Origin of the sequence: Microbacterium sp. NPDC058345 (genome assembly GCF_042723855.1) — a bacterium.
Lineage (GTDB): Bacteria > Actinomycetota > Actinomycetes > Actinomycetales > Microbacteriaceae > Microbacterium.
In genome coordinates this window covers 1,281,190-1,296,102 of sequence record NZ_JBHXIG010000001.1, presented here as the reverse complement: position 1 = coordinate 1,296,102, position 14,913 = coordinate 1,281,190, and the positions used below count along the sequence as shown (strand labels likewise).

Annotated in this window: 16 protein-coding genes; 8 read left to right on the top strand and 8 right to left on the bottom strand. The window is 70.7% G+C overall.

Annotated features, from left to right (window positions below):
- Position 1: 1 nt before the first annotated feature.
- Entirely contained in the window at positions 2–1,375 is a 1,374-nt protein-coding gene (purB, locus tag ACFWH5_RS06055) for an adenylosuccinate lyase (protein WP_378833549.1), read from the top strand.
- Between the two features lie 169 nt (positions 1,376–1,544).
- Here the strand turns inward: purB and ACFWH5_RS06050 are convergent, their stop codons facing one another.
- Positions 1,545–2,987, bottom strand: coding sequence for an MFS transporter (locus ACFWH5_RS06050; protein ID WP_378832872.1), 1,443 nt, complete (start codon positions 2,985–2,987; stop codon positions 1,545–1,547).
- A gap of 135 nt (positions 2,988–3,122) precedes the next feature.
- Between ACFWH5_RS06050 and ACFWH5_RS06045 the strand changes: the two genes are divergently transcribed.
- Positions 3,123–4,205 carry a PQQ-dependent sugar dehydrogenase gene (locus ACFWH5_RS06045; RefSeq protein WP_378832870.1) on the top strand — a complete coding sequence of 361 codons (1,083 nt, stop codon included), beginning with the start codon at positions 3,123–3,125 and terminating at the stop codon, positions 4,203–4,205.
- Positions 4,206–4,217: 12 nt separating this feature from the next.
- Here the strand turns inward: ACFWH5_RS06045 and ACFWH5_RS06040 are convergent, their stop codons facing one another.
- Entirely contained in the window at positions 4,218–4,619 is a 402-nt protein-coding gene (locus ACFWH5_RS06040) for a hypothetical protein (protein WP_378832867.1), read from the bottom strand.
- On the bottom strand, positions 4,616–5,260 hold the full coding sequence (locus ACFWH5_RS06035; RefSeq protein WP_378832865.1) for an acyl-CoA synthetase: 645 nt from the start codon (positions 5,258–5,260) through the stop codon (positions 4,616–4,618). Before ACFWH5_RS06035 ends, ACFWH5_RS06040 begins: the two co-directional genes overlap by 4 nt.
- 145 nt (positions 5,261–5,405) lie before the next feature.
- On the opposite strand from ACFWH5_RS06035, the gene ACFWH5_RS06030 reads away from it, so the two are divergent.
- Positions 5,406–5,732 (top strand): helix-turn-helix domain-containing protein, encoded by a 327-nt coding sequence (locus ACFWH5_RS06030; protein ID WP_378832864.1) that lies wholly within the window; start codon positions 5,406–5,408, stop codon positions 5,730–5,732.
- Between the two features lie 6 nt (positions 5,733–5,738).
- Here ACFWH5_RS06030 and ACFWH5_RS06025 read toward each other — a convergent pair whose 3' ends face one another.
- The gene (locus tag ACFWH5_RS06025) at positions 5,739–6,326 is read right to left on the bottom strand and encodes a ClpP family protease (protein ID WP_378832862.1); all 588 of its coding nucleotides are present in this window, start codon (positions 6,324–6,326) and stop codon (positions 5,739–5,741) included.
- Positions 6,323–6,970 (bottom strand): ClpP family protease, encoded by a 648-nt coding sequence (locus tag ACFWH5_RS06020; protein ID WP_378832861.1) that lies wholly within the window; start codon positions 6,968–6,970, stop codon positions 6,323–6,325. Before ACFWH5_RS06020 ends, ACFWH5_RS06025 begins: the two co-directional genes overlap by 4 nt.
- A 129-nt stretch (positions 6,971–7,099) precedes the next feature.
- On the opposite strand from ACFWH5_RS06020, the gene ACFWH5_RS06015 reads away from it, so the two are divergent.
- The 4 genes from ACFWH5_RS06015 to ACFWH5_RS06000 all read left to right on the top strand — a co-directional run bounded on the left by ACFWH5_RS06015 (position 7,100) and on the right by ACFWH5_RS06000 (position 11,207).
- Positions 7,100–7,444 (top strand): PadR family transcriptional regulator, encoded by a 345-nt coding sequence (locus tag ACFWH5_RS06015; RefSeq protein WP_378832859.1) that lies wholly within the window; start codon positions 7,100–7,102, stop codon positions 7,442–7,444.
- A complete protein-coding gene (locus ACFWH5_RS06010) occupies positions 7,434–8,408 on the top strand; it encodes an HAAS signaling domain-containing protein (RefSeq protein WP_378832857.1) in 975 nt (324 codons plus the stop codon). The genes ACFWH5_RS06015 and ACFWH5_RS06010 overlap by 11 nt, the downstream gene beginning before the upstream one ends.
- Positions 8,409–8,517: 109 nt before the next feature.
- Positions 8,518–9,432 carry a DMT family transporter gene (locus ACFWH5_RS06005; RefSeq protein ID WP_378832854.1) on the top strand — a complete coding sequence of 305 codons (915 nt, stop codon included), beginning with the start codon at positions 8,518–8,520 and terminating at the stop codon, positions 9,430–9,432.
- A 59-nt stretch (positions 9,433–9,491) separates the two neighbouring features.
- On the top strand, positions 9,492–11,207 hold the full coding sequence (locus ACFWH5_RS06000; RefSeq protein WP_378832853.1) for an AMP-binding protein: 1,716 nt from the start codon (positions 9,492–9,494) through the stop codon (positions 11,205–11,207).
- Between the two features lie 102 nt (positions 11,208–11,309).
- Here the strand turns inward: ACFWH5_RS06000 and ACFWH5_RS05995 are convergent, their stop codons facing one another.
- From ACFWH5_RS05995 to ACFWH5_RS05985, 3 genes are all read right to left on the bottom strand, one after another.
- The gene (locus tag ACFWH5_RS05995) at positions 11,310–11,738 is read right to left on the bottom strand and encodes a hypothetical protein (RefSeq protein ID WP_378832851.1); all 429 of its coding nucleotides are present in this window, start codon (positions 11,736–11,738) and stop codon (positions 11,310–11,312) included.
- A gap of 172 nt (positions 11,739–11,910) precedes the next feature.
- Positions 11,911–13,404 (bottom strand): MATE family efflux transporter, encoded by a 1,494-nt coding sequence (locus tag ACFWH5_RS05990; RefSeq protein ID WP_378832849.1) that lies wholly within the window; start codon positions 13,402–13,404, stop codon positions 11,911–11,913.
- Positions 13,405–13,549: 145 nt separating this feature from the next.
- The gene (locus ACFWH5_RS05985; protein WP_378832847.1) at positions 13,550–13,837 is read right to left on the bottom strand and encodes a DUF2188 domain-containing protein; all 288 of its coding nucleotides are present in this window, start codon (positions 13,835–13,837) and stop codon (positions 13,550–13,552) included.
- 103 nt (positions 13,838–13,940) lie between these two features.
- On the opposite strand from ACFWH5_RS05985, the gene ACFWH5_RS05980 reads away from it, so the two are divergent.
- Positions 13,941–14,903 carry a DNA topoisomerase IB gene (locus ACFWH5_RS05980; protein ID WP_378832845.1) on the top strand — a complete coding sequence of 321 codons (963 nt, stop codon included), beginning with the start codon at positions 13,941–13,943 and terminating at the stop codon, positions 14,901–14,903.
- Positions 14,904–14,913: the final 10 nt, after the last annotated feature.

Sequence of the window (14,913 nt, the reverse complement as noted above, 5' to 3'; positions counted from 1 at the left end):
TCTGCCCTCGCTCCCGCCCCAGCCGCTCAGCCCGCTCGACGGCCGCTACCGCGCCGCCGTCACCGGACTGGCCGACTTCCTCTCCGAGGCGGGCCTGAACCGCGCCCGCGTCGAGGTGGAGGTCGAGTGGCTGATCGCGCTCACCGACCGGTCGTTGTTCGGCACGTCGCCGCTGCCGGATGCCGACAAGGAGCGGCTGCGCGCGCTGTATCGGGAGTTCGGGCAGGCGGAGATCGACTGGCTCGCCGAGAAGGAGGCGGTCACCCGCCACGACGTCAAGGCCATAGAGTACCTCGTGCGCGACCGGCTGTCGACGCTGGGGCTGGACGCGATCGCCGAGCTCACTCACTTCGCGTGCACCAGCGAGGACATCAACTCCGCCTCCTACGCGCTCACCGTCAAGCGGGCGGTCGAAGGCGTGTGGCTGCCGGCCCTGGACGCCGTGATCGCCAAGCTGCGCGAGCTCGCGGCAGAGCACGCGGACGCTGCGATGCTGTCGCGCACCCACGGCCAGCCGGCGACCCCGTCGACCATGGGCAAGGAGCTCGCCGTCTTCGCGTGGCGCCTGGAGCGTGTGCGCGGACGCATCGCGGCATCCGAGTACCTGGCCAAGTTCTCGGGCGCGACCGGCACCTGGTCGGCGCACCTGTCGGCCGACCCCGACGCCGACTGGCCGACCATCGCCCGCGAGTACATCGAGGGCCTGGGCATCGACTTCAACGCGCTCACCACGCAGATCGAGTCGCACGACTGGCAGGTCGAGCTGTACGACCACGTGCGTCATGCCGGCGGCGTCCTGCACAACCTGGCGACGGACATCTGGACGTACATCTCGCTGGGCTACTTCGCGCAGATCCCGGTCGCCGGGGCGACGGGTTCGTCGACCATGCCGCACAAGATCAACCCGATCCGGTTCGAGAACGCCGAGGCGAACCTCGAGATCTCCGGCGCGCTGCTGAACTCGCTGTCGCAGACCCTCGTCACCTCGCGTCTGCAGCGCGACCTGACCGACTCGACCACGCAGCGCAACATCGGCGTCGCGTTCGGGCACTCGCTGCTCGCGCTCGACAACCTGCGCCGCGGCCTGAACGAGATCTCGCTGTCGCGCGACGTGCTGCTGGACGACCTCGATCACAACTGGGAGGTGCTGGCCGAGGCGATTCAGACCGTGATCCGCGCAGAGGTCGTCGCCGGCCGCTCCCGCATCACCGACCCGTACGCGCTGCTCAAGGAGCTGACCCGCGGTCACCGCGTGGGTGCGACGGAGCTCGCGGAGTTCGTCGAGGGACTCGAGATCGGGGATGCCGCCAAGCAGCGTCTGCTCGCGCTGACCCCGGCGACGTACACGGGTATCGCCGAGCGCCTGGCGCGCTGAGCGCGGCTCGCCGCACGCCGCACCGCTCGCTCGCCGGGTCAGCTCGCCGAATCAGATCGCCGAGTGAACTGCTTGCCCTCGAGTGCACCACGTGCCGACGTCGGCAAGCAGTTCACTCGACAGCATCCGGTTCACTCGACGGCATCCGGCTCACTCGTCGGCATCCGGTTCACTCGTCGGCGGATGCGCGCGCTTCCGTCACGGGAGCGGGGGTGTCGCGCGGCATGAACAGCGACGCGAGCAGGGTGAGCGCGGCGGTGACAGCCGCGCCGACGAAGACCCACGTCGACGCGGCGACGACGGTGCCCGGGTTCTGCGGACCCGCGCCCTGCGCGATCACCGCGTTCGAGATCGCGCCGAAGATCGCCACGCCCACGGCGCTGCCGGCCGAGCGGGCGAATGCGTTCATGCCGGTGACCGCTCCCCGCTCACCCCAGCCGACCGACGCCTGAGCCGAGATCAGGGTCGGCGCCGCGCTCCATCCCAGACCGAAGCCGAGCACGAACGCGATCCCGGCGAGGGTGAACGGGTTCGGCCACGGACCGGTGACCGCCAGCGCGGCGGCGGCGATCGTCGCGATGGACAGGCCGATCAGCGCCGTGCGGCGGAACCCGATGCGCAGGTAGAGGCGCCCCACGTTGGCGGCGGCGATCGGCCAGCCGAGCGTGAGCGCGGCGACGGCAAGGCCGGAGAGCAGCGGCGCGATGCCGAGCGACCCTTCGAGGTAGGTCGGCGCGAAGCTGGTCACGCCGATCATCAGTGCGCCGATGCCGAACGACACCGTGGTCGTGGTGACGATCAGCCGGCGCGAGAAGAGGCGGAAGTCGATGATCGGCTCGGCGGCGCGGCGTTCCACGAACGCGAAGCCGACGAGCGCCAGTGCGCCCGCTCCGAAGCACAGCAGGCTCGGCAGCGAGATCCACTCCCACGCGCTGCCACCCTCGAGCAGCCCCAGGATGACGCCGGTGAGGCCGATGGTGAGCAGCACGGCGCCGGCGACGTCGATGCGGTGCCGGTGGGTCTGCTTCTGCTCGTGATAGTGCTTCAGCAGCATCCACGCGGCGAGCGCGCAGAGCGGGATGTTCACGAAGAAGATCCAGCGCCAGGCGTCGAGCTGGGCGAAGACGCCGCCGAGTGCGGGGCCGACCACCGACGACACGGCCCACACGCTCGCGATATAGCCCTGCACCTTGGCGCGCTCGGCGACGGTGTAGATGTCGCCCACGATCGTCATCGACATGGGTGCGACCGCGCCGGCACCCAGGCCCTGCACGATGCGGAACACGATCAGCCACATCATGCTGCCGGCGAATCCGCACAGCACCGACCCGAGCAGGAACAACCCGATCCCCAGCATGATGATCGGCTTGCGACCGAGCGTGTCGGCGAAGCGCGAGTAGATCGGCACGCTCACCGCCTGGGCGAGCAGGTAGACCGAGAACAGCCAGGGGAACTCCTGATAGCCGCCGAGATCGCGCACGATGCTGGGCACCGCGGTGGCGAGGATCGTGGCGTCGATCGCGATGAGCCCGGTGGCCAGCATGAGGGCTCCGAGCACCGGGCCGCGCTCGGAGCGCAGGCCGACGGAGGCGCGGTCGACGGAAACGGTCACCCCAGGGACAAGCGACGGGATCGGAGCCGTATTCCCGACGGCATCCGATCCGGGGTCGTCGGCGGATGGAGCGCGCCCGTCCCGGGTGGGACCTTGTGCATCCGCGGTCGGCGAGCGGATGCTGGGAAGATGCGGATGCTGCGGGTCGTCGGTGCCCTCGCCCTGGTCGGGGTGCTCGTCGGCTGCGCGGCCTCAGGTCCGGAGCCCGCCCCGCCCAGGAAGGCGACGCCGGGCGAGACGACGGCGAATGCCGAACCGGTCACGCTGGCTTCCGGACTCGAGGCACCGTGGTCGGTCCTCCGGCTGGAGGACGGCGGCGCGCTCCTCTCACAGCGTGACGACGGCCGCGTGATCGAGCTGACCACGGCGGGCGAGCAGCGCGAAGCGGGCACCATTCCCGGGGTGGTCTCCGGTGGAGAGTCGGGTCTGCACGGACTGGCGCTGCTCGAGCAGAGTGGCACACGCTGGCTCTACGCCTATCACGGCGCCGCGGACGACAACCGGGTGGTGCGGATGCCGCTCACCGGCGAGTCCGGCTCCCTGGGTCTCGACCTCGACCGCCTCGACGTCGTGCTCGACGGCATCCCGCGGGCGTCGAACCACAACGGCGGGCGTCTCGCCTTCGGCGCCGACGAGATGCTGTACGTGGCGACGGGCGACGCGGGCGACGGCGAGCGCGCCCAGGATCGCGATGACCTCGGCGGCAAGATCCTGAGGGTGACGCCCGAGGGCGACCCGGCCCCCGGCAACCCGTTCGGAACGCGGGTCTACAGCCTGGGCCACCGCAACGTGCAGGGACTCGCATGGGACAGCGACGGAGCGCTGTGGGCGAGCGAGTTCGGGCAGAACACCTGGGACGAACTGAACCGCATCGAGCCGGGCGGGAACTACGGCTGGCCCGACCACGAAGGCATGGCGGAGGCCGAGGACGCGATCGATCCCGTCGCGGTGTGGGCGCCGGCCGACGCGAGTCCCAGCGGCATCGCGATCATCGACGACATCGCGTACGTCGCGGGGCTGCGCGGCGAGCGCCTCTGGCTGATCGACACGACCGCACCTGAACCGCACGCCGTGTTCAGCGGCGAGTTCGGCCGCTTGCGCGATGTGCTCGCCGGCCCGGACGGATCCCTGTGGGTGCTCACGAACAACACCGACGGCCGCGGTTCCCCCCGCGAGGGCGATGACCGGCTCGTGCAGCTGACCCTGCCGGAGGGCTGATCCGCGAGGTCGTCAGATACCGGACTGCTGCTCGGGGGCGTCCTTGTCGCCGGCACGCGACTGCTGGCGCTCATCCTCTGCACGCTTCTCGGTGCTCGGCGCGGCGGAGTCCTCCGGGTCGAACAGCACAGGCCGGTCGACGCGCTTCGTCACGTCAGCGGGGTCGACGGCGAGCATGAGCATCGCAAGCCCGAGCAGAGTGACGATGAACGACGCGCCGCCGATGACGAGGCCGAGCCCGATCGGGGTGAGGCCCTCGTAGGTGCCCTTGGCGATGGCGAGATTGACGCGGGAGGTGAAGGCGCCGGTCGACACGAGTGTGACCACGGTGGCGAAGATGCCGGCGGCCAGGGCGATGCCCACGAGGTGCAGCGGGCGCAGGATCTCCCGGCGGGTGGGCTTCCGGTCGGTCATGCGTGTCCTCCATGGTCGGCCAGGCGGTCGGCCTCGGCATCCGTGGCGGCGTCGTGCGCCGTCGTCTTGGCACCGGGGGTGAGTCCGGCGATGCCGAGGAAGACGGCGACGACGGCCGCATAGGCGCCGAACAGTCCCACCCCGAGGATGATGCCGGTGAGCGAGAAGGTGCCCGCTCCTTCGATCGAGTACTCCTGCACGAATCCGGCCGGAACGATCAGCAGGGCCGCGGCGAGCACCAGCCCGAGGATCCCGACAGTGACGGCGTCACGGGCGCCGTCACTGCCGCGCAGGCGGATGCCGGCGAGCAGCTCGATGAGCCCGGTGAGGGCGGCCCAGGTGATGAGCACCACGAAGAAGAGCACGTCGGAGCGCCACGCCGGGACGCTGCTCGCCATGCCCGCCACGACCGTGACCGCCGCCAGCAGGACGGCGGGCCAGCGGCGGCCGCTGGGGTACACGAGGGCGGCTGCGACCGCGAGGAGGAGCGAGGTCACGATGCCGAATCCGCCGAACACGGCAAGGCCGAGGGCGGCGGAGTGGTCGGGCGAGAACGTGATCATGACGGCGGCCACAGCGGCGAGCGCGGCACGGCTCAGCTGCACGTGGCGCGCCGTGAACGGGCGGGATGGGGCGGGCATGACAATCCTCGGATCGGTGACCCTCCCAGTCTACGCCGGGGTTCCTCTGCGGCATCCCGGCGGGCAGCACCGCCGTGCCCTCCGCCGGTTCTGCTCTGAGCGGAACCAGTGGAGCCGCGCGACCGCGGGTGCCTACCGTGAACCCATGGCCGAGATCGTCCCGTTCCCCTCCACCCGCACTCCGCGGCAACCTGAACCGCTGTGGCGTGAGCTGCTGGGCGCCGAGCTGCGCCGTCGCCGTCACGAGCGCGGCGACACACTGACCGAGACCGCGGATGCCGCCGGCGTCTCGCCGCAGTATCTGTCGGAGATGGAGCGCGGGCTCAAGGAGCCGTCCAGCGAGATGATCGCGGCGGTCGCCGGCGCGCTCGAGAGCAGCCTTCTCGAGCTCGCCGGCGCCGTCGCCGACGGGCTGCGCCCGGCCGCGCCGCAGCGCTCGGCGGGTCAGGGCAGCGTCGCTCTCGCGGCCTGACCTCTCTTAGCGCGGCCCGAGCACCTGGTCGATCAGGCCGTACTCGACGGCCGCCTGCGCGGTGAACACCCGGTCGCGGTCGGTGTCGGCGCGCAGCGCCTCGACGGTGCGACCGGTGTGATGCGCCAGCACCTGTTCCATCTCCGATCTCACCCGCACCACCTCGTCGGCGGCGAGGATGAGATCGGGCACGGCGCCGCGGGTCTGCGCCGCCGGCTGGTGCAGCACGATGCGCGCATGCGGGAGGGCGGAGCGCGTGCCAGGGGCGCCGGCGGCCACGAGCAGCGCGCCGACGCCGATGGCCTGACCGACGCAGGTGGTGGTGACGCGCGGACGGATGTGTTGCATGGTGTCGTAGATCGCCAGCGCCGCGCTGGGATCGCCGCCCGCGCAGTTGATCGAGAACTGCACGTCGCTGTCGGGGCTGTCGGCGTCGAGATGCAGCAGCTGCGCGATGATCGCGTTGGCGACGCCCGCGTCGACCTCGGTGCCGAGGTAGACGATCCGCTCCGCCAGCAGGTGCGAGTACACGTCCATGATGCGGTCGCCGCGCGGATTCTGCGCCACGACGTTCGGGATGGTGTAGCCGCTCATCGGGATGCCTCCTTCTGCTCGTCGGTCGTCGCGGCGTCTCCGCCGAGGCCGATCCGCGACCGGCGCCGCGGCAGGACGTCGGCGAGTGACGTGACCACGCCGTCGATGAAGCCGTAGTCGAGCGCCTCCTGGGCGGTGTACCAGTGGTCGTGCAGCGAGTCCTCGAACACCCGCTCGCGCGGCTGCCCGGTGTCATCGGAGATGAGCCCGATCACGGTGTCGCGCATGTGCCGCAGGTCATCGGCCTGCACCTCGATCTCGACGGCCGACCCGCCGATGCCGGCCGAGCCCTGATGCAGCAGGATGCGGGAGTGCGCCAGTGCGCGGCGCTTGCCCTTCGTTCCGGCCGAGAGCAGGAACTGCCCGGCACTGCACGCCAGCCCGAGCGCGACGGTGGCGACGTCGTTCGGGATGGTGCGCATGATGTCGCGGATGCCGAGCATCGCCGGCACCGATCCGCCGGGCGAGTGGATCCACAGCGCGATGTCTGCGGCGGGATCCTCGGCGGCGAGGCTGAGCAGCTGAGTCATGAGCAGGGTGCCGTTGTCGTCGTCGAGCGCTCCGTCCAGCACGAGCACGCGCTCGTGGAACAGCGCTCTGCGCGCCTCCGGGCCGAACTGCGGGATGGGCTTGTCTTCGGTCATGTGCCCAGCCTGCGCGCGGGGCGGACCCGCTGTCGCGAGTATCCGCCTGCGGCGGATCCGCCGTGAGCGGAGCATCCTTCCCGCAAACCTTGTCTTGCAATACTTGTGACACAAGGTTACCGTGATCACATGACCGAGAGCGCCGAGCGCATCGCCACCAACCTGCGCAAGGGGGTGCTGGAGTACTGCGTGCTCGGCTTGCTCGCCGACAGCGAGCGGTACGGCCTCGAGCTGGCGAGCGACCTGCAGGCGCGCGGGCTCATCGCCAGCGAAGGCAGCGTCTACCCGCTGCTCGCTCGGATGCGCGACGGCGGCCTGGTCGACACGCGCACGGAGGCGGTCGGCGGTGGCCGGCCCCGCCGCTATTACACGATCACGACCTCCGGGCGCGAGCAGCTGACGACCTTCGCGGAGGTCTGGCGCACGCTCGGTGCCGAGGTCGACGTCATCCTCAGGGGGAGCAATGACAGCTGAAGACGCCTACCTGCGTTCTGTGGAGCGGATGCTGCGCGGCATCGGGCCCGAGCACCGCATCGCCGTGCTCGACGACCTGCGCGCACACTTCGCGGATGCCGAAGAGGCGGGACGTCCGGTCGACGACACCATCGCGAGCCTGGGCACGCCGAACGAGATCGCCGAGCGCGCGCACGAGGAGTTCGGTGCGGATCGGGCAGCTGCCGAAGGTCGTGCTGAACGAGCGTGGCGGATGCTGCAGGGTGCCGCCGCCGTGAGCGCCCTCGTGATCGGTGTCGTCGTGGCGTTCATCATGCCGACGCATACGATCGCGACGTCCGAGGGTGGGGCCTCCGTGCTGCAGCACCTGACGATCCTCCAGAACGACGGCGTGTGGGTCGCCCTCCTCATCCTGGTTCCTGCCGTCGTCGCAGCCGTGCCTCTCGTTGTCGCGCGAGCGGCGCGCCTCGCGGTCGCCGCCATCGGCGGCACGCTGCTGACCCTGCTCACCGTCATCGCGGCATTCACCACCGTCGGAATGTTCTTCCTGCCCGTCGTGCTGCTGTCCTGGACCGCTCTGATCGCATGGGCTCGCCTGCGCGGGCCGGGTTTCGGAAGGGGCTGGCGCATCGCGGGAGGCGTGCTCGCCGCGACGCCGGTGCTCTTGTCGGGCGGTCTGCTCGGCGGTCCGTTCGGATTCGAGTTCGGCCCGCCACGCCGCTACGCGGACTACAGCGAGGGCGGCGGTCCCGACTTCGGCGTCGAGGCTGCGGGATGGGCCCTCGTCGCCGTCATCATCGCCCTCGCGGTGCTGATCGCCATCGGCTTCCGCTGGGCGGGGTGGGCACTCGCCGCTCTCGCTCTCGTGGTACTGGTCACAGGCCTGGTCGCGGGCTCCATGCTGGCGCTTCTGTTCGTCTGGTTGGGCGGCTGGTGGCTCACCATCGGCCTTGCGCACGCCGTCACGGCCGTGAAACGCCCGTGATTCGGTCGGACGGCTGACAGTGAGCGCGCCCGACTGAGCGATCATCGGAGGGTCGCAAGGCATCCGTCCCCAGCGACCGACATCCGTTCCGGACGCGGGAGAATCAGACGTGCCCACACGTCTTCGCTGGATGCGGCTGCGCCCGCAGGAGCTCGCCCTCATCGCCATCACGGCGGTGTGGGGCGGCACGTTCCTCGTCGTGCACTGGGCGATGGAGCACTCCGGGCCGTGGTTCTTCGTCGGCATCCGCTTCCTGCTCGCCGGGCTGATCAGCGTCGTCCTCTTCTGGCGATCGCTGCGCGGCATCCGGTGGATCGACATCGGCGCGGGGGCGTCGATCGGTCTGATGATCCATCTCGGCTACGGCCTGCAGACGCTCGGGCTGCAGACCATCGAGTCGAGCACTTCGGCGTTCATCACGGCCCTGTACGTGCCCATGGTGCCGTTCGCGCAGTGGCTGTTCTTCCGCCGCAGGCCTCCCGCCCTCGCCTTCCTCGGCGCGGGTCTCGCGTTCGCCGGCCTGGTGCTGATCGCCGGCCCCGCCGCGCTGACGTTCTCGCTCGGCACAGGCGAGGTGGTCACCCTCGTCAGCACGCTGCCCATCGTCGGTGAGATCATCCTGATCAGCGCGTTCGCCAACCGCATCGACCTCGGCAGGATCACCGTGGTGCAGCTGCTCACCGCCGGCATCCTCAGCTTCGCCACGATGCCCGTGGTGGGCGAGGCGATACCCGACTTCTCGTGGGTGTGGCTGATCGCCGGCGTCGCCCTCGGGGCCAGCAGCTGCCTGATCCAGCTCACGATGAACTGGGCTCAGAGATCCGTCTCGGCCACGCGCGCCACCATCATCTACGCCGGCGAGCCGGTGTGGGCTGCGATCGTGGGGCGGATCGCCGGCGAGCGTCTCCCGTTCGCGGCGCTGATCGGCGGGGCGCTCGTGGTGCTCGGCATCCTGGCCAGCGAGCTGCGGATCGTGCGGAGGAAGCAGCCCGCTGCCGAGACCGGCGAACCGCTGTCCGCGTGAGACGCGGGGCGTCATCACGCGAGAGGATGGAAACCTCCACTCGAGCGAAGGAGCCCCCGATGAGCCGGTCAGCCACGCCCGCCACCACCGCGATCCGCGAGATGCGCGATCTCCTGTTCGCGCACGCCACCGACTACGACGGCGCCCGCGCGGGGTTCACCTGGCCGCGCGTCGACGAGTTCAACTTCGCCCTGGAGTGGTTCGACGTCGTCGCCGGCGAGAAGCCCGACCGCCCGGCCGTGCAGATCGTCTCGGCGGATCTGTCCGTGCGCACCTGGTCGTACGGCGAGCTGTCGGCGCGTTCCGATCAGGTGGCGAACTGGCTGCGTTCGCAGGGCATCGCTCGTGGCGACCACGTGATCGTGATGCTGAACAACACCATCGAGCTTTGGGAGATCATGCTGGCGATCACGAAGATCGGCGCGATCGCGATCCCCACCTCGACGCTGCTCTCGGCATCCGATCTCGCCTACCGCATCGAGCACGGCCGCGCCCGAGCCATCGTGACTCTCGGCGCGCTCACCGAGCGGGTGGCGGATGCCGCGGGCGCGCTCGTCCGCATCGCCGTGGGCGATGCGGAGCACGGCTGGCACGACTTCGCCGCATCCGCCGACGCCCCGCGCACTTTCGAACCCGACGGCCCGACCCCCGCGCACGACACCGCGCTGCTGTACTTCACCTCGGGCACCACCAGCCGGCCCAAGCTCGTGCAGCACACCCACGTGTCGTATCCGGTCGGGCATCTGTCGACCATGTGGTGGCTGGGTGTGCGCCCCGACGACGTGCACTTGAACATCTCCTCCCCCGGCTGGGCGAAGCACGCCTGGTCGAGCTTCTACTCGCCGTTCCTGGCCGAGGCGACCGTGTTCGTCTACAACTACGACCGCTTCGACGCGAACACCCTCATGCAAGTGATGGACACCCACCACGTCTCCACCTTCTGCGCACCCCCGACGGTATGGCGGATGCTGATCCAGGCCGACCTCTCCCGGCTCACCCACCCGCCGCGCGAGCTGGTCGGCGCCGGCGAGCCGCTGAACCCCGAGGTGATCACCCGGGTGCGGGAGGCGTGGGGCGGCACGATCCGCGACGGCTTCGGTCAGACCGAGATGACGGCGTGCGTCGGCAACTCCCCCGGTCAGCTCGTGAAGGACGGCTCGATGGGGCGGCCGCTGCCCGGATACCCGGTGGTGCTGCTCGATCCTGTCACGGGCGAGCCGGTCGACGGCGAGGGCGAGATCGCGCTGGATCTGGCGCAGGTGCCGGTCGGCCTGATGGCCGGCTACTTCGAGGATCCCGAGAAGACCGCGGAGTCGCGGGCCGGCGGCTATCACCACACCGGCGACATCGCCACCCGTGACGCCGACGGATACCTCACCTACATCGGCCGCGCCGACGACGTCTTCAAGGCGTCGGACTACAAGATCTCGCCCTTCGAGCTCGAGTCGGTGCTGCTCGAGCACGACCTCGTCGTCGAGGCGGCGGTCGTGCCGAGCCCGGACCCCACCCGGCTGGCGGTCCCGAAGGCGTACGTGTGCCTGCGCGCGGATGCGGCGGCATCCGATGAGGCCGAGACGGACGCCGCACGGCAGGTGTTCGCGTTCGCCCGCGATCGGCTCTCCTCGCACCTGTGGGTGCGCATCATCGAGTTCGTTCCCGATCTACCGAAGACCATCTCGGGCAAGATCCGGCGGGTGGAGCTGCGGGCGCGAGAGGCGCAGCGGGTCGCATCCGGCGATGATGCGCGGCAGCACTTCGATCGCGACCACCGGTAGAGCCTCGCCGAGCCCCCTCGGTCGCCGGCGCCCCCGCCGGTTCGCGCATGCGAGCGGGGGTGTGAACAGCCAGGAGGGCGTCGGGGTGACAGCTCGCGCGCGTCAGGAGGCGATGGGCAGGGCCTCGGTGCGCGGGGCGGGGTTCTGCCGCGCCGGAGCCGAGCGCGGGGCGGACTCGACGGACCGCGCGACCGCGGTCGGCTGAGCGACCGGAGTCGACGGCGCCGCCGTCGGCTGCGCGACCGCCGTCACCGGCGCGTCGGCCACTCGGCGCGCGGCGCCGGCACGGACCAGCGGCCGCCCCACCCCGCCGATCACGAGCGCGCCGGCGAGCGCGACCAGCGCGACGATCACCGGCGTCCACAGGTTCGCGAACGACGCCGACACGCTCAGCATCGCCCCGACGATCCAGACGCCGATCGCGCCGCCTGCGAGCCCGGCCGCTCCGCGCAGGAGCGCGAAGACGGTGGCGAGCGCGCAGGCGATCGCGATGACCGCTCCGGCGATTCCGATCGGTACGAAGACCGACATCAATGCATTCGTCACTGTCAGAGACGACATGGCACGACCCCCCGTGTCATTGGCGCGCCTGCGGCGCGCCTGAGACCAGGTTACGCGGGTCTGCCGGGTTTTTTGTCCGCCTGCAGAACGATCCGGCATCATCCTGGCGGATGATGTGCGAACGGACGGTGACGCGGAGGAGTCAGCCCCTGGTCCTGCTTGGCCCACGAGGCAGTCGCAGCCCGGAGAGTCGCGGTACGACGACGGGAACGGGTGCGGTGTAGACCGTGTCGACGACCATCGAGCCGTCGGTCGGGCCGATCACCGGAATGGGGGTCGTCAGCGTCGCCTCGACCGGTGCGACGGGGATCTTCGCCAGCTCGCGGTGCGCTTGCACGTAGGCGGGGATCAGCAGAGCGACCGCGCCCAGCCAGGCCAGCGGGTTGCTGAGGGCCACGCCGCCGAACCCCATCACCGCACCGAGCACGACCGCCGCGGCGACGCGCATCACCAGCTCGATCACACCGGTGACGGTGGGCACCAGCACTCGTCCCAGCCCCTGCAGCACGCCGCGCAGTACGAACAGCACGCCGAGCATCACGTAGGTGGCGCCGTTGATGATCAGCATGAGATGGGCGAGTTCGACCACCTCGTCGGCGCCGTCGCCGACGAACAGGCGCACCGCCGGCACACCACAGGTCACCATGATGACGCCGAGCGCGAGAGAGGCCACCACGGCCATCCAGATCGCCTGCTTGGTGCCGCGCCGAATGCGGTCGGGGCGCCGGGCTCCGAAGTTCTGCGCGGCGTACATCGACGCCGCCAGCCCGAGCGAGGCGAGGAAGGCGCTGGCGAGGCTGTCGACGCGGGACGCCGCGGTGTAGGCGGCCACGGCCTGGGCGCCGAGAGTGTTCAAGGCGACCTGCACGATGAGCGCCCCGATCGCGATGATCGACGCCTGGAAGCCCATCGGCAGCCCGAGGCGCAGGTGCTCGGCGACATCGGCCCGGCTCACCCTCCAGTCGGCGCGATGCACGTGCAGCACCGGCACACGCCGCCAGACGTACAGCAGGCAGAGCAGCACCGAGACGGCTTGGGCGGCGACCGTCGCCCAAGCGGCACCCGCGACGCCCCAGCCCAGCGGGCCGACCATGACGATGACGAGCCCGACGTTGAGCCCGCACGAGATCGTCAGGAACACCAGCGGCGTGGTCGAGTCGCCGATCGCGCGGATGATGGCGGCCAGATAGTTGAAGAACATGATCGTGCTGCCGCCGATGAAGGTGACCTGCGTGAAGGCCGTCGCCTCGGCCATCAGCTCGGGCGGCGTCTGCAGCAGGGCCAGGAACGGCGCCGCGATCACGGGGCCCACGATGGTCAGGATCAGGCTCGTCGCCGCGGTGAGCAGCGTGCCGGTCGCCACCGAGCGCCCGACCGCGCGCGCGTCACCCGCGCCGAAGGCCTGAGCGGTGGGGATCGCGAATCCGCTGGAGAGGCCCCACGCGAACCCGATCACCAGGAAGATGAGGCTGCCGGTCGCGCCGACCGCGGCGAGGGAGTTCACTCCGAGCTGCCGGCCGACGACGATCGCGTCGACGAACTGGTACAGCTGCTGCACGACGTTGCCGATGAGCAGCGGCAGCGAGAACGCGAGGATGACGCGCCAGGGGCGTCCGGTGATGAGAGTCGTTGCCATGAGGGTGCGAAGAGAAGAGGGGTGCGCGGATGCCGTCGTGCGGCGAGCAGACGAATGGCACCGCGATCGGTCACGGCGCCATTCGCGCCAGTCTATCGAATCGATTCGGGCCCCATCCCCGCACGACGGCATCCCGCCCGATCGGTCACGGCAGGTCCTCCACCTCGATCGCGTCGTCGCCGTGCCGGCCGCCGTCGGAGGCGCCTTGAGCGGGCTCGTCTTCCTCGTCCTGCTCGTCGGTGACGACCCCGGTCGGCTCGGCGTCGATCACCCGGTGATTCGTTCCCGCTTCCTCGGCCATCTTCCGGCCGGCCTCGATCGCCTCCTCCTTCGTGGCATAGCCCTGGGACAGCTCCTCCTCGCCGTGCACGCGGTTCACCCACTGGCCGCGCTTGGACATCGTGACGACGTCGCCGTGCTGCTTTTGCGTCATGGTCTTCCTCCTTCGATCGCCGTGGAACATGCCAGGGTAGACGCGCCGACGCCCACGAGTGAGGGGCTTGCATCCGACGACTCGAGGGCGGTACTCCGGATCCATGACCCGATTGAGGCGCAGCGACCCGAACGGACCGGGCCTGAGCAGGGTCCGCCGAGGGCGGGGTTTCGAGTACCGCATGCCGGACGGCAGCCGCATCGACGACACCGCGGTGCTCGCACGCCTGCGGGCGCTGGCCGTGCCGCCGGCCTGGACGGACGTCTGGTTGAGCCCGTACGAGAACGGCCACGTGCTCGCGACCGGCATCGATGCCGCCGGTCGGCGGCAGTACCTGTATCACCCGGCCTGGCACGAGCGGATGGCGCAGGAGAAGTTCGACCGGATGCTGCAGCTCGCCGACGTCATGCCCGCGGTACGCGGCGGCGTGACCCGCGATCTGCGCACCGACGGATTCGGGCGGCAGCGGGTGCTCGCCGGGGCCTTCCGGATGCTGGACTCCGCCCTGCTGCGGGTGGGCTCGGAGCAGTACGCCAAGGCGCACGGCAGCATCGGGCTGGTCACCCTGCGCGGTGCGCACGCGCGCGTCCGCGCCGAGCGCGTCGTCGAACTGCGCTTTCCCGGCAAGAGCGGACAGCCGTGGGAGTCGGACATCGACGACGCCGAGCTCGCGACGCTCATCGCCGGACTCAAGCGGCGCGGAGGGCGGACGCTGCTGCTGAGCTGGCAGGACGCCAGCGCGTGGCGCGCGCTGCATCCGGGCGACATCAACGACGACGTGCGCACTCGCACCGGCGGGGACTTCACGGCGAAGGACTTCCGCACTCTGCACGGCACGATCACGGCGGCCGTGGCCCTGGCTGAGATCGGCCCCCGCGAATCCGCGACCGCGCGCTCCCGCGCGGCCGCGCAGGCGGTGCGTGTCGCGGCGACCGCCCTCGGCAACACGCCGGCGGTCGCGCGGGCCAGTTACATCGACCCTCGCGTGTTCGACCTGTACGACGAAGGGGTGACGGTCGATCCGCTGCGCCGGGTCGAGGGGCAGCTGCTCGAGCTGCTCGGCTGAGGGGCCTACC